Below are 22,402 nucleotides of genomic sequence, written 5' to 3'. Positions count from 1 at the left end.
AATAAATTCCGTGAATATTCCGTATAATTTTTAATTATTGAATATTCTCAATATTTCAATTCACAGTTAAATCACCAACGAAGCCAACACCACACAAGCCTCATTCCTCTTAATTCTCTAAATAATTCGTGTTGTGGCTAGGCGGCAAATGAGCGAAACCCTAGGGGCATACACAAGTATATGACTAGGGGTCGCGAATGAAGCTAACAACGCCACAGCGCGAAGTATGACGAGAATTTTATAATGCGCGTGCTAAGAGCGAAATAGGATGCTCACACTTTTTGCTTGTCGACATTTCAATCTGCCATTTACATGTTTCACAGTCAGTGATCACCATATCGACACCACTGTCTTCAATTTGGCGGAACAGGCCTGCCCCAATACCTTGAGAAACTTCATAGTTTTCTTTTTTAAAACCATAAGTCCCAGCAATACCGCAACACTGTGAATCCAGTACAATCAACTCAACACCGGGTACTCGTTTAATCAGCTCTAATGTGTAGGAAGTCCAGCCCATTTTTTCCATATGACAAGGTGTATGATAGGCTACTTTTAATGGGGTATGTTTCAACTTAAGTTCACGCCCCTCTTCCAGTAGGCGATAAATATAGCGTGTTGCCAGCTCAATATTGTCACGCATCTTAGAAGTATCAACATCAAGAACATGGGTATATTCATCGCGAATAGTAAACGTACAGGTGGAGGATGTTGCAACGACTGGAATATGCTTTTCAAGGATAGTTTCTTGCAATGATTCCAAATTCACATTAGCTTGGCGTTTCGCTTGTTTCATAAAGCCATTAGCAATCAATGCGACACCGCAGCATTTTTCACGTTTAAGAAGCTGTACCCCAATGTTCATACCATTAAACACTTTAATCAGGTCTTTACCTAATTGAGGATGGTTGTAATTTACATAGCAACCATGAAAAAATGCCACCTGTTCTTCAAATTTTGCTTGCTCCGCAGCCTGTTTGGAATACCAACGACGGAAAGTCCCAAAAGAGTATTTTGGTAACTCGCGACGATGGTCGATTTTCAATGCCTTATCTAATATTTGGCGTACAGGTTTCAGGCCAGTGATCGTATTCACAACAGGTGCAAATGGCGTTGATAACGACCCCATTAAATCAGTATGGCTGAGGATAGCATCCCGGATTTTCGGTTTTTGCTGGCTATAAGTGTTGCGCGCACGTGCAATAATGTCACCAATTTTAACATCTGAAGGGCAAGCAACCTCACAACGCTTACAGTTAGTACAATATTTCAGCGCTTCATCATAAAGCATTGGGTCTTTTAAGCGTAAACGCTCGCCATCTGGACCTGCTTGTTTTGGCCCTGGGTACAATGGATTAACTTTTGCAACAGGGCAATAAGTAGTACACACCGTGCATTTAATACAGCTTTCAAAGCTCGTATCGAGAATACTCATTGTGCCACCTCCGCCTGCATGGCTTCATTTTTACTTATTTCTCCAATAATTTCATTTGCAGCAAATAATGCGCTAATCATTGAAACCCCAGCGCCACATCCTTGGGTTAGTGGATCAAAACCACCTAATACAGCACCAGCAACATAAAGGTTGTTAATGGTTATGCCCCCTTTTTGAGCGCGCAATTTACCATCTGTTTTTACACCAAAGGCCATATATGGCTGAGAGGCAAAAAACTGTTTATTTGTCCATTTGGCACGTTCAGAAATATCACACAAATCTAATTCCATAAGTGGCTCATAAACGCGGTCAAACTCAGCTACCAAGCCATTATTAAAAAAGCTGCCGGTGGCTAAAACAAAGTGTTTTGCCTTTAAAGATATATCGCCGTGATTGCGTGTTTGAATAGATTCAACTCTTCCATTAATACAATTCACTGACGTTACCTTGTCCCCAGGCATAACGATACCGCCTTGACGACGAAATTGACGTAATAAGCATTCATGCAAGCGAATCCCCAACAAGGATGGTGGCAATGTTGGCAATAAATACAGGGGCTTACCTAACCTTCTTTGTAGCTCTAATACTGGTTCCTCACTATCAAGACCTATGCAAGCGGGCAAAAATACGGCTTCCGCATCAACAACTAAAGGCGAAATCTCCTCAATAATTTGCGTCATATTTTCGGTTCTATCTAACCAACGAGCAACATTGACAGCTCGAAATTCGCTTGGGTTTTCTCTTAAACGATCCAATAGTGGCAAGTGCACATAATGAGCGTTTGCTGATAGCCCTTCACGCTGCAATTCATCAGCCACCATCTGTGGTTGAAAATCCAAAAAACCTTCAATCCCCACAACCGCAATTTTGCCTATATCCATTTTTTGATGTAAAGAAGCTGTAGGAACAACCTCAGGGCTTAACCACGTCATACGCTTATGACCCAATGGTGTGATGCGATAATGATTTTCTTCACAAGAGCCTTTTAAACGAATACCAGTTTGTTGCAGGATAGACTCTGCCATTTGCGCTAATACAGCAACTTGCGCCTCCCCTATCAGACTATAAGGGTGTGTTGGCGCTTGTGCTTTCAGTGCGCTTAACATCGATAAGGGTTTTTCAGCGACTTGTCCATCAGGTAAATGGGTTAATAAATCGAGTGAACCGGAGGAAAAATGTAAGGCATTTTGCCCTGCGCTCACAATGGCGCATGACAAACCTGATTGAGTGAGGCGAATACCACAAAGTAACCCAGCAAGGCCTCCCCCCATAACAACAGCATCATATTTCATTATCCGCCTCCTCCTTCTGAGGTGCTTTAGCCAGCGTTGCCTCATTCATACCGCACAAACCGTGATAAACCCAACTGGTAAACTCGCTTTCACGTAATGCATCACCCCACGCAATTGGACGAATGCCTTTCCAACGTTCATTTAAGAAATGACCTAACTGTTGCTCAGTTTCATGGGGCGTTGTGACATTAAAGCGATTTAACAGCCCTGCGGCACGACAGGCGCATAATTCTCCTTGGCAAGTTCCCATTCCCACACGAGTACGGCGTCGTAAATCAAGTAGATTATTTACTGTTAGTGAATTAACAGCATAACGAACTTCGCCAGCAGTCACCGCCTCACATTCACAAACTAAACTTTTATCTAACCTATCAGTGCTTAAAATCGCAGAAGCACGATCTCCATGACGATAAACTGCAGAGCCGCGAATAGGAGCTGGAATTGAAACAACATTGCGTAATGCTTCTTCCGCGCTATGTTGTGAGCCTGGAAGCGCCGCTTCAGCAGTCGTACACTTCTCATTATGACCTAACTTTTCACAAACCTTATCGGTAGCCCATTCAGCCATCAACCGATAAGTCATTAATTTACCGCCAGTAATAGTGATAAACCCTTCCAAGCCATCACGTTTTGCATGGTCTAACAATACGATCCCTCGGCTTACATTACGCCCTGAAGGGTCATCATCACTAGCAACTAATGGGCGAACGCCTGCATAAGCACGCAAAATGCGCGTTTTCGCCAGTGCGGGGGATAACATAGAGCCTTCGCGGATCAAAATATCCACTTCTTCAGGCGTGACATACATGTTATCAATTTGGTCATATTCAATATGAGTTGAGGTGGTGCCGATCAAGGAAATAGTATCACCAGGCACAAGAATATCGGCGTCCGCAGGCTTGCGGCAACGGTTTATTACCATATTGTTTAATCGATGACCTAAAATCAATAAAGCCCCTTTTGCGGGGAACATTTTAATTTTTAGATCGCCATATTCTGCAATTTTTTGCCCCCAAATTCCCCCCGCATTAACAACAATTTCCGCATAAATATCGTATTGTTTTTTTGCTTGATGGTCATAAACGGTAACACCGCGCACAGTATCCCCGTTACGAATGAGGCCAATAACCTCATGATAAGTTAATACCTTAGCGCCATGCTCTCTAGCATCAAGCATATTCGCTGCGGTTAAACGAAATGGGTCAACAGTTCCATCTGGTACACGAACTGCCCCAATAAGCTGAGGGTTAACTGAAGGTTCAAGACGGATGGCTTGAGCAGGGTCAATTGCTGTTGCATCGATTCCGGCTGCTTGGCAGGCTGTAATAAACTTTTGCTGATAGTCTAAACTATCCTCAGGTAACGTAATGAACAAACCATCTGTGCGCTCAATACAATGATGCGCAATGCGTTTCAATATTTTGTTTTCTTCAATACATTCTTTAGCTGATTCACTGTCCGTTACTGCATAACGTGCACCGCTATGTAGTAAACCGTGGTTACGTCCTGTCGCCCCCGTTGCAATATCATGCCGCTCAAGTAAAACCGTTCTTAGACCTCGGCGAGCGCAGTCACGAGCGACTCCTGCACCTGTTGCGCCACCACCAATTATGATGACATCCGTTTCAGTCACAGATGAGCCATTCATGTCGCATTCCTCACATTAATAAACATTTCTATAATCAGTACAAGTATAGATTCTATTTTTATAATCTATTACTAAATATAGACCAGAAATGCGACCAATGTTTGATAAGGAACAAAAACGAAAGTGATTGGTACATTTTTAGCGTTGAAAACAACAAATACGTGATGTAAATCACAAAATAATTAACAATTATGGTTCCATTCTATTCACAAATGTCATTTACTATGCAACCTCATAAACAAAATCAATAATTGTGCGTTGGATTACAGATAAATTGTTTTCTAACGACTACAATTTAGAGCAATTAAGAAAATAAAAACTCTTAAATTACTCGATTATTTTCGTTTTTGTTACTTCACCAATAATAAACACTCAATGATTTTCTTAAAAAGAGAAGGAATGAGTGAATAAATAATTTAGCATGCCATCGGAGGCGTATATGTTAAGCATTTTTAAACCAGCACCTCACATACAGAGGCTGCCAGCTGACAAGATAGACCCTGTCTATCGTAAGCTTCGCTGGCAGATCTTCATGGGTATTTTCTTTGGTTACGCAGCGTATTATCTAGTCCGAAAGAACTTTGCGTTAGCGATGCCATATCTTGTTGAACAGGGTTTTTCAAAAGGTGACCTTGGTTTCGCATTATCCGGTATTTCAATTGCCTACGGCTTTTCTAAATTTATCATGGGGTCATTCTCTGACCGTGCGAACCCGCGCTACTTCTTACCCGCAGGTCTGATCCTAGCCTCTTTAGTCATGTTAGTTATGGGCTTTGTACCATGGGCGACTTCTAGCATCATGGTCATGTTCGTTCTATTGTTCCTTTGTGGTTGGTTCCAAGGTATGGGTTGGCCTCCATGTGGGCGTACAATGGTTCACTGGTGGTCACAAAAAGAACGCGGTGGTATCGTTTCTGTTTGGAACTGTGCCCACAACGTTGGTGGTGGTATCCCGCCATTGCTATTCATGTTAGGTATGGCATGGTTTAACGACTGGAAAGCTGCTCTGTATATGCCTGCATTGGCTGCTATCCTTGTTGCGATTATCGCATTTGCATTAATGCGCGATACACCACAATCTTGTGGTCTTCCACCTATCGAAGAATACAAAAACGACTATCCAACAGACTATAAAGAGTCTGATGAACAAGAGCTAACCGCAAAAGAAATCTTCATGAAGTATGTCTTCCCTAACAAACTGTTATGGATGATTGCGATTGCCAACGTATTTGTTTACTTATTACGTTACGGTGTTTTGGACTGGTCTCCGACTTATCTGCGTGAAGTAAAACACTTCGCTATGGATAAATCTTCATGGGCCTACTTCTTATATGAATACGCAGGTATCCCAGGAACACTTCTGTGTGGTTGGATGTCGGATAAAGTTTTCCGCGGTAACCGTGGTGCAACAGGTGTGTTCTTTATGACCTTAGTAACCATCGCAACTATCGTATTCTGGATGAACCCAGCGGGTAACCCAAATATTGATATGGCCTGTATGTTGGTCATCGGTTTCTTAATTTATGGCCCGGTGATGTTAATTGGTTTACACGCACTTGAACTGGCTCCGAAAAAGGCGGCAGGTACAGCAGCAGGCTTTACTGGCTTGTTCGGTTACCTCGGGGGTTCAGTTGCGGCAAGTGCTATCGTCGGTTACACCGTTGACTTCTTCGGTTGGGACGGTGGCTTCGCTGTCATGATTGGTGGTTCAGCATTAGCGGTTGTTCTACTGTTTATCGTGATGTTAAGCGAAAGCAAACATAAACGTGAATTAGCAAACTCACAATAAGCATTCATCAAATGTTCATTGTTAATCGCTAGACTCGTGGGCTATATCAAAAAATGATGTAGCCCATTTTTTTTATCCAATTAAAGTGCCAAGGAGATATAATCATGAACTTTCCATTAAAAACATTGGTGGCAAGTATGGTTTTAGTGATGTCAGTGTCTGCCGTAGCTCAAGCTTCAGGTAAAGTCGTCATTGCACATCGTGGTGCAAGTGGTTATTTACCCGAACATACTCTACCCGCTAAAGCAATGGCTTACGCACAAGGTGCAGACTTTCTTGAACAAGATTTAGTCATGACAAAGGATAACGAGCTTGTGGTGTTACACGACCACTATCTTGATCGGGTTACAGATGTTGCCGAACGTTTTCCAGATCGTGCTCGCAAAGATGGCCGTTACTATGCGATAGACTTTACGCTGGATGAAATTAAATCTCTTAAATTCACTGAAGGGTTTGATATTGTTGATGGCAAGAAAGTCCAGAGTTACCCGAATCGTTTCCCAATGGGTAAATCAGACTTTCGTGTTCATACATTTCAAGAAGAAATTGAGTTTGTTCAGGGCTTAAACAAATCCACAGGTAAAAATATTGGTATTTACCCAGAAATTAAAGCACCTTGGTTCCATCAACAAGAAGGGAAAGATATCACTAAAAAAACACTAGAGGTGCTAAAAGCATATGGCTATACCAACAAAGACTCTAATGTTTACCTACAATCGTTTGACCCAAATGATCTAAAACGGATTAAAAACACATTGATGCCTGAAATGGGGATGGATCTTAAGTTAATTCAGTTGATCGCTTACACGGACTGGAATGAAACTCAAGAACAAAAACCAGATGGTACTTGGGTTAACTATAATTACGACTGGATGATGAAACCTGGTGCAATGAAAGAAATTGCCACATACGCTGATGGTATTGGCCCTGATTACCATATGCTAATCGATGAAGAGTCTACCCCAACTAATATCAAAGTGAATGATATGGTAAAAGAAGCCCATGAAAACAAAATGGCAGTTCACCCATTCACCATTCGTGTCGACAAGCTACCTAAATATGCAAAAGATGGGCAGCAGCTTTATGACATCATCTATAACCAAGCAAATGTTGATGGTGCCTTTACCGACTTCCCTGATTTAGGCGTTAAATTTCTAGAACAACAAAAATAGCTTTTATTGGTTGTAAAACAATAATGCAGCCATCTGGCTGCATTATTAGAAACGGTTTATTTCGCTGTTACGCAATAGTAACGGGAAACGCGATGACATCGCTAATCTTTTCTGCATTTAATGCCATCATGATTAACCTATCAACCCCAACAGCAACGCCTGAGCAATCAGGTAAGCCGTGCTCAAGCGCTGACAATAAATGCTCATCAATAGGCTGAATAGCTAACCCCATTGCCGCACGCTTACGGTTATCTTGCTCAAAGCGTTGGCGCTGTTCACTGGCATCGGTTAATTCATGGAAGCCATTCGCTAATTCCATCCCTTTGTAATACACCTCAAAACGCTCTGCTACCCGGTGATCTTCTGTGCTAATCACAGCTAACGAAGCTTGAGTCGCCGGAAAATGATAAACCACTGCCGGCCTTTCTTTACCAATATGAGGTTCAACCCCCATGGTAAATAACAACTGCAATAAGGTATCTTTATCTTCTTCGTTATCAGCGATATTGCTTAAATCTAAGCGTGCAGCGACTTCTCGTAACTCACTTTTCTCTGCTGAAAGTGGGTCAATATCCAGATAACGTAAAAATGCTTGCTGATAAGAAAGCAGCTCGGCACTTTCGCATTCTAAAACCTGTTGTAATAAGTCATCAACTTCATTGATTAAACGGTACATATCGAAATGTGGGCGATACCATTCAAGCATGGTAAATTCAGGGTTATGGTGCCTCCCCGCCTCTTCATTTCTAAAGCTTCGACCTAATTGGTAGATAGGCCCACTACCCGCAGCGAGTAAGCGTTTCATATGATATTCAGGGCTTGTCATCAAATATAAATTCAGCCCCTGTGCGGCTCCAGGGCCAACAAAACGCGTTTCAAATGGAACAAGATGAATGTCAGTTACAGTTGCCTGACTCATTGCAGGTGTTTCGACCTCAAGTACACAGCGATCAGTAAAAAAACGCCTGATTTCCGCAATAATTTTTGCGCGCTGTAGCAGGTTAGCGATGGGGGCGGTTGGCTGCCAGTTCGCTATATCACTCATGAAGATGACTCCAAAATAAACTTAGTCGTGCAGTGTACCCACCTCACCTGCAACACTCAATGAATTTACACTGATAAAGCATAATTATCTGGGTAAAAAAACATGATTGCTTACGGGCCGTGTTAGACACTAAAGATGAGTAAAGAGATGCTGATTATCACCTGCTTTACACGATTAGGCAAAGTCTTTACTTTTTAGTAGAAATGGTACCGCTTGTACTAGAATGAACAAAAGAATAAAAAGAACACAAAACATGATTATTTCTTATGTTATGTGACACAACTGTTAATAAAAAAACGAAACGATTCGCTTTCTCAACTTATTTTAGAAATTAAACAATAAAATAAAATTTATCTGCAAAATAAATAGTGAAGCCGCTCGCAAATAAATATTCAATATGAATTAAAATATTCAGCGATAATAACAATATTATTCACTTAAAGTTGATAAAACCCGAGTATTCCACTTGGTTTTATATACTATAATAGTATGTAAATTTAATGATAATTATTTGAAATTCCTTTTTATTCACTGTTAACAAACTAAAAAAACATAAAATGTAAAAACAATTTATAAAAAGAAGATCAAGATCACACTTTATTGCTAATTTTGGCTAAAACCCCCCTCTATATCAAATTTATCTTGGGGACTATTCGTTATAATTCACAGCATGATAAGTCATTATTAGCTATTATATTATTTACTATTAAAAAACAGATATTTTGTCGTTTAGCCCAAAGTTAAATGACAAATGACATAGCTAATTATCAAAAGTATTTAAAAGAATTTATCAATTTACACTTGAACAATGGAGAAGCGCAGTGCAAACCTTCAATGCCGATTTAGCGATTATCGGGGCCGGGGGCGCAGGCTTACGTGCAGCAATTGCTGCCGCTGAAGCAAATCCCAATATCAAGATTGCTCTGGTCTCAAAAGTATACCCAATGCGTAGCCACACAGTGGCCGCAGAGGGGGGATCAGCTGCAGTTACTCAGGCTCATGACTCCTATGACTATCATTTTAATGATACTGTTGCTGGTGGGGACTGGCTGTGTGAGCAAGATGTCGTCGATTATTTCGTCGAACATTGCCCTACAGAAATGACCCAACTAGAACTATGGGGTTGCCCGTGGAGCCGTAAACCAGATGGTTCAGTTAACGTCCGCCGCTTTGGTGGGATGAAAATTGAACGTACATGGTTTGCTGCCGATAAAACCGGCTTCCACATGCTCCATACGTTATTCCAGACATCATTAAAATATCCGCAAATTCAACGTTTTGACGAGCATTTTGTTCTAGATATCATTGTCGATGAAGGTCAAGCTCGTGGCCTTGTTGCACTTAACATGATGGAAGGCACCAAAGTTCAAATCCGTGCGAACTCTATCGTTATGGCAACAGGTGGGGCTGGTCGTGTTTATCGTTACAATACCAACGGTGGTATCGTAACAGGCGATGGTATGGGGATGGCATTTCGCCATGGGGTTCCACTACGAGACATGGAATTCGTGCAATATCACCCAACGGGTCTGCCAGGTTCAGGTATCTTAATGACCGAAGGTTGCCGTGGTGAAGGTGGTATCCTTGTTAATAAAGATGGCTACCGTTACTTGCAAGATTATGGAATGGGGCCAGAAACACCGCTCGGCAAGCCTGAAAATAAATATATGGAACTGGGTCCTCGTGACAAAGTTTCTCAAGCCTTCTGGCACGAATGGCGTGCAGGTCGCACCATTAGCACACACCGTGGTGATGTTGTGTATCTGGATCTTCGCCACCTTGGTGCAGAAAAACTGCATGAACGTTTACCATTTATTTGTGAATTGGCGAAAGCCTACGTGGGTGTTGACCCAGTCACAGACCCTATTCCTGTTCGCCCAACGGCTCACTACACCATGGGTGGTATCGAAACAGATCACAATACTGAAACCCGTATTAAAGGCCTGTTTGCAGTGGGTGAATGTTCGTCTGTCGGCTTACACGGCGCAAACCGTTTAGGCTCTAACTCACTCGCTGAGCTAGTAGTATTTGGTCGCTTAGCCGGTGAACAAGCTGCCCGCCATGCTGCTGAGGCAACGCCAGCCAATGCAAATGCTATCGAAGCCCGTACTCGTGATATCGAAGCTGACCTCAGCAAACTCATGAACCAAAAAGGGAAAGAGAGCTGGTCGAAAATCCGTGATGAAATGGGTATTTCAATGGAAGAAGGCTGCGGTATCTACCGTACTCCTGAATTAATGCAAAAAACGGTTGATAAGATTGCTGAACTGAAAGAACGCTTCAAAAATGTCGAAATTACCGACCATAGCAGCGTCTTTAATACTGACCTACTGTACACCATTGAATTAGGCTTTGGCCTTGATGTGGCGGAATGTATGGCTCACTCTGCAATCAACCGTAAAGAATCACGTGGTGCACACCAACGTTTAGATGAAGGCTGTACTGAGCGTGATGATGTGAATTTCCTTAAACATACTTTGGCATTCTATAACCCTGAGGGCTCCCCTCGTTTAGAATACAGTGATGTGAAAATCACGAAATCTCAGCCAGCTAAACGTGTTTACGGTGCCGAAGCTGAAGCTCAAGATAAGGCGAAGAAGGAGCAAGCTAATGGATGATATGAAACACCTAAAAATGGAGATCATGCGTTACAATCCGGAAACGGATAGTGAACCCCATTTGGTGACGTATGATGTCCCTTACGATGAGCAAACTTCTTTGTTAGATGCGTTAGGCTATATCAAAGATAACCTTGCTCCAGACCTGTCTTATCGTTGGTCTTGTCGTATGGCTATCTGTGGTTCTTGTGGCATGATGGTAGATAAAGTCCCTAAACTGGCTTGTAAAACCTTCCTGCGTGAATACCCACAAGGTATGAAAGTTGAGCCGTTAGGTAACTTCCCAATCGAGCGTGACCTTGTTGTTGATATGACTCACTTTATTGAGCGTTTAGAAGCAATCAAACCCTATATTATTGGGAATGATCGCAAACCATCTGAAGGCCCAAATAAACAAACGCCTGCACAGATGGCTAAATACCATCAGTTCTCAGGTTGTATCAACTGTGGTCTGTGCTATGCAGCTTGCCCACAATTTGGACTGAACCCAGAGTTCATCGGACCAGCCGCGATCACATTGGCAGAGCGCTACAATTTAGATAACCGAGACCATGGTGCGAAAGAGCGCATGACCTTGTTAAATGGTGACAACGGTGTCTGGAGCTGTACGTTTGTAGGCTACTGCTCTGAAGTCTGTCCTAAGCATGTCGACCCTGCAGGCGCTATCCAGCAAGGTAAAGTTGCCAGTGCGCAAGACTTTGTTATCGCCATGCTGAAGCCACGATAAGGAGAATTGAAGTCATGACTACGAAACGTAAACCCTATGTCAGAGAAATGAAGGGCGACTGGTGGCAAAAGCTCGGTTTTTACCGCTTTTACATCATGCGTGAAAGCACCTCCGTTCTTCAGGTCTGGTTCAGTATTTTAGTCCTGTATGGGGTGTTTGCGCTTAAAAGCGGTCCTGAGTCTTGGGCTGGCTTTGTTGGTTTTTTAAGTAACCCAATTATTCTTATTATTAACATCATTACGTTAGCTGCAACGCTGCTACATACCACAACGTGGTTCAACCTTGCACCTAAAGCTGTCAGTATTATTGTTAAAGATAAGAAAATGTCTGATGAGCCTATCGTTAAAGGCTTTTGGGCTGTCACGATTGTCGTCACTGCGGCAATTTTAGCTATCGCATTGTTATTTTAATCGAAGGAGAATCTGATGAATCTAACGCCTAAACGTTCCGATGAGCCGATTTTCTGGGGGTTATTTGGTGCTGGTGGTATGTGGAGTGCTGTAATTGGCCCCGCAATTATCATCCTGTTAGGGATTTTAATTCCACTAGGTGTCGCACCAGAAATGCTTAGCTATGAACGCATTATGGCATTTTGCCAAAGCTTTATCGGCCGCGTTTTCTTATTACTGATGATTATTCTGCCGGTATGGTGTGGTATGCACCGTATTCACCATACACTGCATGATTTTAAAATCCATGTCCCTGCAACTAAATGGGTTTTCTATGGCGGCTCAGCGATCATTAGTGTGATCGCAGTTATCGGTGTTTTCACTCTGTAATTGCGAACCTAACAAAATATACATACCCCATTAGCTATTGAGTAATGGGGTATTTTTTATTTAAATAGTGGTATTTTTAAATCATAGATGAATATATTTATCCATCGCTTATAAACAAGAAAACCTTCTATTTTTACGCCTATACACCCTTTTAGCCACCTTAAACTGCATAATTCCAAAGCTAAAAAACATTCAGAATAACCTGAAGTTAAATCAAAACCTTACTTGCTATGATCAATACTACCTTTTAGAAAAGTCATTAATTATCAAATATCAATGTATTAATCATACCCCTCTAAGAATAAAGGGTAGCATTCACACATTCTTTATTTTTATCAATATTCTTATGTTAGGAGAAATTTAAATGGAATTTAAAACTCTATTTGTTGCACTATTAATTTCGAGTGCATTCGTATTACCCGCACAGGCTGATTCCTTTTCCGTTAAAAAAGAATCTTCCAACCAAATGCCAACCGAAACAGAGTTGTATAATGATTGCATAAAGTCTAATACTTACAGTTATTTACCAACACCTGGTGAACCCCAGTCTTCCGTAAATAAAAAACGTGCAAAAAGAAAAGCAGCCGTAGAAAAAAAATGTAAATGTGTGGCTCCACGCGAATATAAGCTGTTAAAAGATATAGTAGGAAATGACCTCAATTCTTTTACGGCAAAAATGCAAGCCGATGAACAACTCGCGATGGCAACAGCTAAAAAATTGGTAGAACAAAAACGCCAAATTGAAAAACAATGTTCTAAATAAATCCATCACTCGCACAAATCCCCCCTATTGTGCGAGCCTAAAAACACAGACACCTTATCACTGCTTTTCGAAACCATTAATCAATGCTTCTAAACCAAATAAAAAAGCCTCTGTGCCATCATCTTGATCCATAATTTGCAAAGCATCTTTTAATAGTCGAGGTATCGTATCATCTGCTATTTGTTGCCTATCATTAAGTGCTGCGATATGTTCTTGCTGCTCTAACACAGAACCTAACGTAAAATGACCAACCGCGCTTATGGCATATAACCCACATTTTAATGAAAAACCATTGTCCACCATAAACTGCAACTGCATTTCTACGGTGTCATATTGGTCTGAACTCGGGCGAGTCCCTAAATGCACTTTTGCGCCATCACGGTAACTTAATAATGCATCACGAAAGCTCAATGCATTATTACGTAAAAATTGTTGCCACGTTTCCCCAACTGTGGGTAATGAATGACGATGATTACGCTTTAGCATTTCAACAGATAATGCATCCAACAATGTGCGCTTGTTCTTCACATGCCAATATAGTGTAGGCTGCTCTACGCCCAGTTTTTGAGCTAATTTTCGCGTTGTCAGCCCTTCCATTCCCACTTCATTTAGCAACTCTAATGCCACTGTGATGATGGTTTCTTTATCTAATCGCGCCATACTGCCCTCTCTTTTTTTCTATTGACACTCTATCACTGATAGGGATATATTCCAACTCTATCAATGATAGAGAGAAAACGATGAATAAATTTGCGATCACCGCTTTAACGATCACCGCCCTAGATGCTATGGGGATCGGCTTGATCATGCCTGTATTGCCTACATTGTTACGTGAATACGTGTTGGCTGAAAATTTAGCAAATCATTACGGTATCCTGCTGGCACTATATGCCATCATGCAGGTTTTTTTTGCTCCTCTACTTGGCAAATGGTCTGATAAATTCGGGCGCCGACCAATATTACTACTATCCCTTGCAGGCGCTGCTGTGGATTACACTTTGCTTGCATTATCTAGCTCACTTTGGATGCTATACGTTGGGCGATTAATTTCTGGATTTACTGGCGCAACAGGTGCGGTCGCCGCTTCTGTTATTGCTGACAATACTGCTTCACAAGAGCGTACTAAGTGGTTTGGACGCTTAGGGGCGGCTTTTGGTGTCGGGTTAATCTCTGGCCCTGCAATTGGCGGCTTTACAGGGCAATTCTCAACTCATCTTCCTTTTATTATTGCTGCCATTTTAAATGCGCTCTCTTTTTTAGTTATTATGTTGATATTTAAAGATAATAAAATCAAAAATACTGAAAAAAACACCACAGAAACAGCAGAGAATTCGCGACCTTTCCTGCAAGTGATCAAGCCAGTCATACTATTGTTATTTATCTTTTTTATGACTCAAATGATAGGGCAAATTCCAGCAACGACATGGGTGTTATTTACGGAACATCGTTTTCAATGGGGCAGTATGGAGGTCGGCCTATCTTTAGCGGGGTTAGGCATCATGCATGCCTTGTTCCAAGCATTTGTAGCGGGCGCAATCGCCAAGAAATTCAATGAAAAAGTGACGATTATTGTGGGCTTTGTTGTTGATGGAGCAGCATTCATTATTTTGTCATTATTGACAAAGGGTTGGATGATTTACCCTACATTAATCTTACTCGCCGGCGGCAGTATTGCGCTACCAGCCTTACAGGGGTTAATGTCAGCTCAAGTCAATCAAACTAACCAAGGTAAGCTACAAGGCGTTCTAGTCAGCTTAACCAATACGACGGGGGTGATCGGCCCATTATTATTTAGCTTTATTTTTGGTCAAACACTGGCAAGTTGGGATGGCTGGATATGGATGATTGGTGCGATAATGTATGTTTTATTGATTGTATTTATTTTATCTTTTTATAGAAGCACCAAAAAGATAGTTAAAATAGCGAAGCTACCAGCGAGCTAAGTTTTAGCATATCAATATTAAGTGCTATGATACCCCTATCAGATTTGCTTTTAGCACAAGATATTAAGAGACAAACCCTATGACATTACCCCCTAAAAAACCAAGAACAAAACCTGCGGAAGAAAGGCTAGATGACCTAATGAATGCAGCGGAAAAACTGTTTCTTTCTAAAGGGTTTGTGAGTACCACCGTCAGCGAAATTGTTTTATCAGCTGATGTAGCAAAAGGGACCTTTTATCATTATTTTCAATCTAAAAATGATATCATGGAAGCCCTGCGCACACGCTATATGGACTGGTATTTAGGCCATATTCAAACGGCTTTAGATAGCCAAACAAGCGCCTGTGAAAAATTAAAAGCATGGTGCGAAAATAGCGTCAAATACTATGTCGAAAAACAAAATATTCACGACATGTTATTTCATGACGAATACCACGGCCGCAGCAATGATCATGAAACCCGTGCCGTTGAGCAGATTAAAACTATTTTAGCTTTCGGTGAACAAAACAAAGCGTGGCCAGAGTTGCCTAATGAATTGATGTCGACAATGATTTACCATTCGATGCATGCTGCGGTTGATAATTTATCGACTAGCACCGAATACAATCAACATAATTTAGGCCAAATCCTCTACCAGCGCTTTAGCCAACTTCTAAAATAATTTAGCCATCCATGCAGTGATACCTCGCTGCATTTCTCATATTTTTCCTTCTCTTACATTATCTATTTTTATTTAGATATCAAACTATTACTTAACTCCCTTTTTTATAGGCTCATTACACCTCATCATTTAAATGCAAATGATTATTAATTATATTGACCGACGGTCGGTTTACGATCTATGCTAACGAAATTAAAATTTCACATTAACCCATTGGCTTGGATTGTATGAACAACTTTGTCTCCAAAAACAGTACCCTATCAACGGTTAGCATGCTCGTTTGTACGCTACTTTACTCAAACACTGCGTGTATGGCCGCTAAAACCGATGTATTGGTCGTCACTTCCAGTGAAAATAATAATGATTCTCCCAGAGGATATGCCAACAAAACACAATTCACGGCAACTAAAGGTTCTGCATCCTTATTGGAAACTCCACAATTTGTTTCAGTTATCAAACGTGAACAAATGGATACATTACCTTCAGAATCAATCAGCCAAGCCCTACGCTATAGCGCCGGAGTGACTAGTGAGAAGTTTGGTGCGTTTGGTAACGGTATCGATTTTTCAAAAATTCGAGGGTTCGATGCTGACTATTATTTAGATGGGCTACGTGTCATAGGTAACAGCGGAATTTGGGGGCCACAAATCGATTCATGGACCTTAAATAGTATTGAAGCCGTTCATGGGCCTTCATCTGCACTGTATGGTCAAGGGGGAGCAGGTGGAGTCATCAATATGCAATCTCGCCGACCAAGTGCCAACGAATCACATCAAATTCAGTTCCAAAAAGGTAATTTTGATAACGATTCAATAAAATTTGATACAACAGGCGCATTAAATGATAGCGAAACTTTGCTTTATAGAATGGATGGGTTAGCGCTATCCACTGATTCGCAAATCAATTCTTCCAAGCAATCTCGCTATTTGCTCGCGCCATCCCTCACGTGGCAACCCAATGAAAAACTCAGTTTGACTGTCTTAAGCCAATACCAACGCGACCCCCATATTGGCCACTATAATACACTACCCGCTCAAGCGATTGGTTTATTACCGAATCGAAACGGAAAACTGGATTTTACACAAAACTACAGCGACCCTAGACATGAGCAATCTGAGCGAACTCAATGGTCTATCACTTCTTTGATCGACTATCAAATCACGCCATTTATTACTTTTAAACAAAATATACGCTATTCCGATGTTGATACGCATATTAAACGTGACTTCACTCGTGGTTTTTTAGCCGGCGATCAGCGACTCACAGCGGTTTATCAAGACTCGCCAAGCCATTCAAAAACTTGGGTTGCTGATAACCAACTCATTTATCAACTTGATACTGGCCCTATTCGTCATCAACTGCTCTTTGGTTTTGATTACCAAACTGGAAAGCTCGATAAAGACTGGTGGGGATCACAAACTGTGAGCTTTGACCCATGGGTAAAACCTCATCACCCTGAGTTTAGGCCTTATCCGGTATCTCGCACATCAACAACTCAACGCTTTGATCGCTATGGTGTTTATCTACAAGATCAACTCAGTTGGCAACAATGGGATCTGCTACTTAACGGTCGCTATGATTGGTCGTATCTCAATACCGATAATAACCTGACAAACACCACGCAAAAAAATGATACCTCCGCATGGAGCCAACGCGTTGGGCTAACATATTCCTTTGAAAGTGGGTTTTCACCGTGGGTTAGTGTATCTGACAGCTTTGACCCTGTTTTAGGTACCGACGCAGAGGGGAAACCCTTTATTCCAACTGAATCAAAACAAACAGAATTAGGGATAAAATACCAAAACCAATCTGGTGATTTGATGGTAAGCCTTGCCGCCTATGAGCTTGAGCAAAAAAATGTCACCACTCATAACCCACTAAACCCTGATTACTATAATCAAACGGGTAAAATTCGTTCTCGAGGCATCGATTTTGAAAGCCGGTTTGCTATTACTACTTCGCTAAATATGATGCTCAATTATGCCTATACGGATAACAAAATTACACAAAGCCAAGACCTTTCGGTGCTAAATAAGCACCCTGTTCAAGTCCCTAAACACAGCGGTTCTGCATGGGTAGATTACCGCTTTCATTCCCCTTATTTAGAAGGTGCGTTAGTCGGAGTAGGAGTACGTTATTTAGGTGCAACATGGGGTGACAATACCAACACCTTTAAAGTCCCTGCAGTCTGGCTAGGAGATGTTAGCGCTAGGTACCAAATGGATGCGCTTATCCCTGAATTAACAGGAATGGAACTCGGGGTCACCGTAAGTAACATTACCAATAACCCCTATGTTGCTAGCTGCACCAGTTCTACCTATTGCAGCATAGGTACCAATAGAACGTTATTTGCCACGCTCAATTACTATTTTTAATAGGTTAGTTAAACAGTTATGACCGTTTCCAAAAGGGACTTCATCAAAGCAGGGTTGGCGACCATGGCACTTACCTTAGTGTCATCCCCTTCCTTGGCAGAAAAAAAACGCAGCATCACAGATATCCTTGGGCGCTCCGTCGATTTTTCCAAAAAACCTGAACGCATCTATTTGGCTGATCCTTCACTAATTTTTCTTTACGCTGTGCTAAATAAGAAAAATTTTGTCGAAAAATTAGTCGCCATCCCAAGCAACTTCCGTTCCGCTGATTTGCGTAGTTATCAGCAGTATTGTAAGGCTTTCCCAGCTCTGCAAACTCTCCCTCACCTTCCCCCAATTGGCGGAGCTCAAGCCAATTTAGAAATAATTTTAACGCTAAAACCAGAGATGATTTTCACAACGACAGGGACATTTGCAGGGTTACAAGCGAATGGATTACTGGCGATATTACAATGTGCAAATATACCCGTGATTGCCCTCGATATGAGTATTGATCCTATCGGTAATACACCCAAAAGTGTTGCCATTATGGCAGAGGTTTTTCAACAGCAAGATAGCGCCAAACGTATTAATCAATTTATTAAAACGCAGTTGGAAATGGTCGAAAACCGTTTACGAGACGCAAAACCTAACATGCCTAGCGTCCTTCTGGAGCGAGCAGCGGGTTTTACTGACGAGTGTTGTTTCGCTTATGGAAATGGGAATTTTGCCCAATTTCTCACGTTCGCAGGCGGCGTAAATATTTCTGAACAATATATTCATGGGACTTATGGCATTCTTAATCAAGAAACCATTATCCATACCGAAGCGCAAATGGTGATTGTGACAGGAACGGATTGGAGTGGCTATAACCCAAAAGGTGGCTGGGTTGGATTAGGCCCGGGGGCTGATTTAGCCATTGCGAAGCAAAAGCTAAAACAACTAATGGTACGTAATGCATTTAAGACACTAAGTGCCGTGAAACGGCAACAGGTTCATGCCATTTGGCATACCTTTTATGACAGTCCTTTTGGCTTTATCGCAGTGTTAAAGTTCGCCAGTTGGCTCCACCCAACGTTATTCGCTGACCTTGATGCCGATAAGGTTTTTAAATCCTTCACTGAACAATTCTTACCCATCAAATGGGAAGAAGGCTATTGGGTTTCACTTTAATGAAAAAGGCTAATATGACCATGATTTATTCTCCTGATCCATTACGTCAACAAGTTGAAAAACAAAGTAATGGCCAACGCACCATTATTTATAGCCCCAAGGGGCAACCTAATTATGTTTTTATCGTTCCTCGTTTTAACTTAGAAGATATCGATAAACGTCTGGGCAATGGCCCCCACCCTGCATTTATTATCAATAACCATCTTATTGATGCCTTTTTCTATTCTTGCTACGCCGCCAGCTTACATGATGGCGAATTAGTGAGTCAGCCGAATCAAATACCTGCATGTAATTTTGATTTACTACAATTTCAATTATTAGCTAAACAAAGTGGCAAAGGCTGTCATGTCAGTAGCAATGCAGAATGGTGCGCCATTTCAGCATTAACCAATCAACATAATAGCATTGTTCAAGGCAATACCGATTATGGTCGTAATTATTATTCCCATAATGAATTCACTCCGCGAATAGATGGCCTTGCCACGGGTGATTTACATGGAACGCCAACAACCCGAACCAATGCACAGTGGGAAAACTGGCACCACAATAACCAACTAACAGGGATCAGCGATTTAGTCGGTAACCTTTGGGAATGGCAAACTGGTGTTCGGTTACATGCAGGGGAAATCCAAGTGATCCCAAATAATGATGCCGCCATCAACTTAGAGTGTTCATCAACAAATTGGCGTGCTATCAACATGACTACAGGTGAGTATATCCCGATAAACCATTCAACAAGTGCCAAATATGATTCACCTAACTCTAAAACTGATGGTAATGCAGGAACCCCGATCATTTCACAGAATATTTTGAATTTTAACGGCGAGCCAAGTGATTCCAGTTATCCCGCGGGTCTACTCGATAGCCCTTTTCGTTTACTTGATAGAACAAGCCAAGAGCAAATCCCTACTTTACTGAAAGTACTAGGCCTTGCTCCTTATAAAGCGAAACTAACAGATGACCAAATTTATCTACGCAACTACGGTAAGCGTGCCCTAATGCGTGGAGGTGCATGGTATTCACGAACTAGTGCAGGTATTGATTCCCTGTGCCTTAGCCACACTGAACACCATAAAAGTACGACGGTAGGAGCTAGAACAGCTTGGATACTCTAGTCTGTAAATTAATATTGCTAGCCCCCATAGGGGAACTAGCAATATATAACAATAATAAAGCAGGTAAGATGAAAACCACCCACTTGTTTTAAATAGTTAACTCGACACTTTTAAGCCAATTAAACCCGTAATAATCAAAGCTAGGCTTAATAAACGGAACATATTCGCTGATTCACCCAGGAAAATAATCCCAACAATTGCAGTACCAACAGCACCTATACCCGTCCAAATTGCATAGGCAGTTCCTACTGGTAGGTCACGCATGGCGTAAGCTAATAACCCCATACTGGCGATAATCGCAATAATGGTAATAATACTGGGTGTTAGACGCGTGAAACCATGAGTGTATTTTAACCCTACAGCCCATACTACTTCTAATAAGCCTGCAAATAAAAGAACGATCCAAGCCATGATTGCTTGCTCCCGTTAATTACTCGGGGCCGTCCCCATATTTGAATGACGTTTATTCAGGTCGTCCTGAATACGTGTGATGTGTGAATACATTATAAACCTTCGTTAGCGCTGACTCAAGCCACGAAAAATAACAAATAAGCGCAAATCAACCATAAAATTCAACATTTTTATACCATTTTTTATTATTAAGCATCATAACCATCGCACTCAAAATTATACACATGTAAAGTAGATGTTTAATCTGGCAAGTTAATCGAGAAAATAGCATGAGTCTCAGAGACATCTTACTCGCCCTTTGTGTGGTGGTTATTTGGGGTGTTAACTTCGTTATCATTAAACTCGGCGTTACCGCACTTCCGCCGTTATTATTAGGTGCATTACGCTTCATGTTTGTGGCCTTCCCTGCTATTTTTATTTTTAAGCGCCCCAAAATTCCGCTCAAATTATTACTTCTCTATGGACTTACCATCAGCTTCGGTCAATTTGCCTTCTTATTTTGCGCGATTAGAGTGGGTATGCCTGCGGGTATAACCTCTGTCATATTGCAATCCCAAGCTTTCTTTACCCTATTACTTGGCGCAATAATTTTAAAAGAATCATTGCAACCGACTCACTTCATCGGCATGTTTATTGCCATAATAGGGTTAACCATATTAGCCAATGGGGCAACCGCTGGTGGATTAGATGATATACCGCTACTTGGGCTAGCCTTTACACTGATCGCGGGGCTTTCTTGGGCTTGCGGTAACATTACTAATAGGATCATTATGCAACATAAAGGGGCTGAAAAATGCAGTGCCTTGTCCTTAGTAAGTTGGAGCGCGCTAATCCCTATTATTCCATTCTTAATAAGTTCTTGGGTTTTAGAAGGGGAAGATGCCATCGTAGACGGACTTACTGGTTTTAATTGGTCCATATTTGGCGTTATTTTATATCTTGCTTATTTATCTACTTTTGTTGGCTATGGGCTATGGGGGATCTTACTTGGCCGCTATGAAGCGTGGCGAGTTGCGCCATTCTCTTTGCTCGTTCCTGTATTTGGTTTAAGCAGTAGTGCTTTATTCCTTGATGAACATATTAATGGCATACAAATCGCCGGGCTTATTTTAATTATGTTTGGCTTAATTATAACGCTTTTTGGTAAAAAAATTATTCTCAGCCTAAGGCATGCTTAAAGTAGCCGATTTAATTACCGAGAGTTTTATCTTTCGGTAATTAAATCCCCCCTCATAAAGCATTTTATTTCTGACTATTATTTAGTTCAAAAATCCACACTAAATAAAACTTATGGTTTAATTAAAAAAAATAGCAAGCCTTTAGCTTAAAATCCGATAAAATCCAGTCGCTAATGATAAATTAGTGAAGCTCACTGCAATTATAGAATTGTTCTCACAATTTCCAATAGGTGTCTCGTTTTAGCTACTTTTCCTTTAACTTAAATTAGCTATATCTTCCTTGTTCTACTTAAATAAATAGT

At 41.3% G+C, this 22,402-nt stretch carries 19 protein-coding genes; 13 read left to right on the top strand and 6 right to left on the bottom strand.

Features of this window, described 5'->3' with window-relative positions:
* Positions 1-238: 238 nt before the first annotated feature.
* From glpC to glpA, 3 genes are read right to left on the bottom strand one after another with little or no spacing between them, the layout of a single operon-like run.
* Complete coding sequence (glpC, locus tag ACIPUA_RS12135) at positions 239-1,432, bottom strand: anaerobic glycerol-3-phosphate dehydrogenase subunit GlpC (RefSeq protein ID WP_048606099.1); 1,194 nt, start codon at positions 1,430-1,432, stop codon at positions 239-241.
* Positions 1,429-2,724: a glycerol-3-phosphate dehydrogenase subunit GlpB gene (gene glpB / locus ACIPUA_RS12130; RefSeq protein ID WP_071548627.1), complete on the bottom strand. Its 1,296-nt coding sequence runs from the start codon at positions 2,722-2,724 to the stop codon at positions 1,429-1,431. The genes glpC and glpB overlap by 4 nt, the downstream gene beginning before the upstream one ends.
* Complete coding sequence (glpA, locus tag ACIPUA_RS12125) at positions 2,714-4,372, bottom strand: anaerobic glycerol-3-phosphate dehydrogenase subunit A (protein WP_042846352.1); 1,659 nt, start codon at positions 4,370-4,372, stop codon at positions 2,714-2,716. Before glpA ends, glpB begins: the two co-directional genes overlap by 11 nt.
* Before the next feature lie 439 nt (positions 4,373-4,811).
* Between glpA and glpT the strand changes: the two genes are divergently transcribed.
* Together glpT and glpQ are read left to right on the top strand one after the other, a co-directional pair.
* On the top strand, positions 4,812-6,161 hold the full coding sequence (gene glpT, locus ACIPUA_RS12120) for a glycerol-3-phosphate transporter (RefSeq protein ID WP_042846353.1): 1,350 nt from the start codon (positions 4,812-4,814) through the stop codon (positions 6,159-6,161).
* Positions 6,162-6,265: 104 nt separating this feature from the next.
* Positions 6,266-7,333 (top strand): glycerophosphodiester phosphodiesterase, encoded by a 1,068-nt coding sequence (gene glpQ, locus ACIPUA_RS12115; protein ID WP_042846355.1) that lies wholly within the window; start codon positions 6,266-6,268, stop codon positions 7,331-7,333.
* Between the two features lie 67 nt (positions 7,334-7,400).
* Here glpQ and epmA read toward each other — a convergent pair whose 3' ends face one another.
* Positions 7,401-8,378 carry an elongation factor P--(R)-beta-lysine ligase gene (epmA, locus tag ACIPUA_RS12110; RefSeq protein ID WP_042846358.1) on the bottom strand — a complete coding sequence of 326 codons (978 nt, stop codon included), beginning with the start codon at positions 8,376-8,378 and terminating at the stop codon, positions 7,401-7,403.
* 821 nt (positions 8,379-9,199) lie between these two features.
* On the opposite strand from epmA, the gene frdA reads away from it, so the two are divergent.
* The 5 genes from frdA (at position 9,200) to ACIPUA_RS12085 (ending at position 13,265) form a co-directional block, all read left to right on the top strand.
* On the top strand, positions 9,200-10,996 hold the full coding sequence (frdA, locus tag ACIPUA_RS12105) for a fumarate reductase (quinol) flavoprotein subunit (protein WP_042846359.1): 1,797 nt from the start codon (positions 9,200-9,202) through the stop codon (positions 10,994-10,996).
* Positions 10,989-11,723, top strand: a complete 735-nt coding sequence (locus ACIPUA_RS12100; RefSeq protein ID WP_004258616.1) for a succinate dehydrogenase/fumarate reductase iron-sulfur subunit — start codon at positions 10,989-10,991, stop codon at positions 11,721-11,723. The genes frdA and ACIPUA_RS12100 overlap by 8 nt, the downstream gene beginning before the upstream one ends.
* Positions 11,724-11,737: 14 nt before the next feature.
* The gene (gene frdC, locus ACIPUA_RS12095; protein WP_042846360.1) at positions 11,738-12,133 is read left to right on the top strand and encodes a fumarate reductase subunit FrdC; all 396 of its coding nucleotides are present in this window, start codon (positions 11,738-11,740) and stop codon (positions 12,131-12,133) included.
* 15 nt (positions 12,134-12,148) lie between these two features.
* Positions 12,149-12,502 (top strand): fumarate reductase subunit FrdD, encoded by a 354-nt coding sequence (gene frdD / locus ACIPUA_RS12090; RefSeq protein WP_042846361.1) that lies wholly within the window; start codon positions 12,149-12,151, stop codon positions 12,500-12,502.
* Positions 12,503-12,866: 364 nt separating this feature from the next.
* Positions 12,867-13,265 (top strand): hypothetical protein, encoded by a 399-nt coding sequence (locus ACIPUA_RS12085; RefSeq protein ID WP_042846363.1) that lies wholly within the window; start codon positions 12,867-12,869, stop codon positions 13,263-13,265.
* Between the two features lie 57 nt (positions 13,266-13,322).
* Here the strand turns inward: ACIPUA_RS12085 and tetR are convergent, their stop codons facing one another.
* Entirely contained in the window at positions 13,323-13,925 is a 603-nt protein-coding gene (tetR, locus tag ACIPUA_RS12080) for a tetracycline resistance transcriptional repressor TetR (RefSeq protein WP_449059709.1), read from the bottom strand.
* A gap of 80 nt (positions 13,926-14,005) precedes the next feature.
* Here tetR and tet(59) point away from each other — a divergent pair, with 80 nt between their 5' ends.
* The 5 genes from tet(59) to ACIPUA_RS12055 all read left to right on the top strand — a co-directional run bounded on the left by tet(59) (position 14,006) and on the right by ACIPUA_RS12055 (position 20,511).
* A complete protein-coding gene (gene tet(59) / locus ACIPUA_RS12075; protein ID WP_449059708.1) occupies positions 14,006-15,208 on the top strand; it encodes a tetracycline efflux MFS transporter Tet(59) in 1,203 nt (400 codons plus the stop codon).
* A gap of 79 nt (positions 15,209-15,287) precedes the next feature.
* Entirely contained in the window at positions 15,288-15,869 is a 582-nt protein-coding gene (locus ACIPUA_RS12070; RefSeq protein WP_048606093.1) for a TetR/AcrR family transcriptional regulator, read from the top strand.
* Positions 15,870-16,096: 227 nt separating this feature from the next.
* Entirely contained in the window at positions 16,097-18,244 is a 2,148-nt protein-coding gene (locus ACIPUA_RS12065; protein ID WP_181468772.1) for a TonB-dependent siderophore receptor, read from the top strand.
* Positions 18,245-18,262: 18 nt separating this feature from the next.
* On the top strand, positions 18,263-19,396 hold the full coding sequence (locus tag ACIPUA_RS12060; protein WP_449059707.1) for an ABC transporter substrate-binding protein: 1,134 nt from the start codon (positions 18,263-18,265) through the stop codon (positions 19,394-19,396).
* Positions 19,396-20,511 carry a hypothetical protein gene (locus ACIPUA_RS12055; protein ID WP_449059706.1) on the top strand — a complete coding sequence of 372 codons (1,116 nt, stop codon included), beginning with the start codon at positions 19,396-19,398 and terminating at the stop codon, positions 20,509-20,511. Before ACIPUA_RS12060 ends, ACIPUA_RS12055 begins: the two co-directional genes overlap by 1 nt.
* 96 nt (positions 20,512-20,607) lie before the next feature.
* Here ACIPUA_RS12055 and sugE read toward each other — a convergent pair whose 3' ends face one another.
* Complete coding sequence (sugE, locus tag ACIPUA_RS12050) at positions 20,608-20,922, bottom strand: quaternary ammonium compound efflux SMR transporter SugE (protein ID WP_004258648.1); 315 nt, start codon at positions 20,920-20,922, stop codon at positions 20,608-20,610.
* Between the two features lie 269 nt (positions 20,923-21,191).
* Here sugE and ACIPUA_RS12045 point away from each other — a divergent pair, with 269 nt between their 5' ends.
* On the top strand, positions 21,192-22,100 hold the full coding sequence (locus ACIPUA_RS12045) for an EamA family transporter (RefSeq protein WP_042846373.1): 909 nt from the start codon (positions 21,192-21,194) through the stop codon (positions 22,098-22,100).
* Positions 22,101-22,402 lie beyond the last annotated feature (302 nt).

It is taken from the genome of Providencia sp. AGC89 (assembly GCF_053543535.1).
This window is presented reverse-complemented; position numbering and strand designations above follow the sequence as displayed.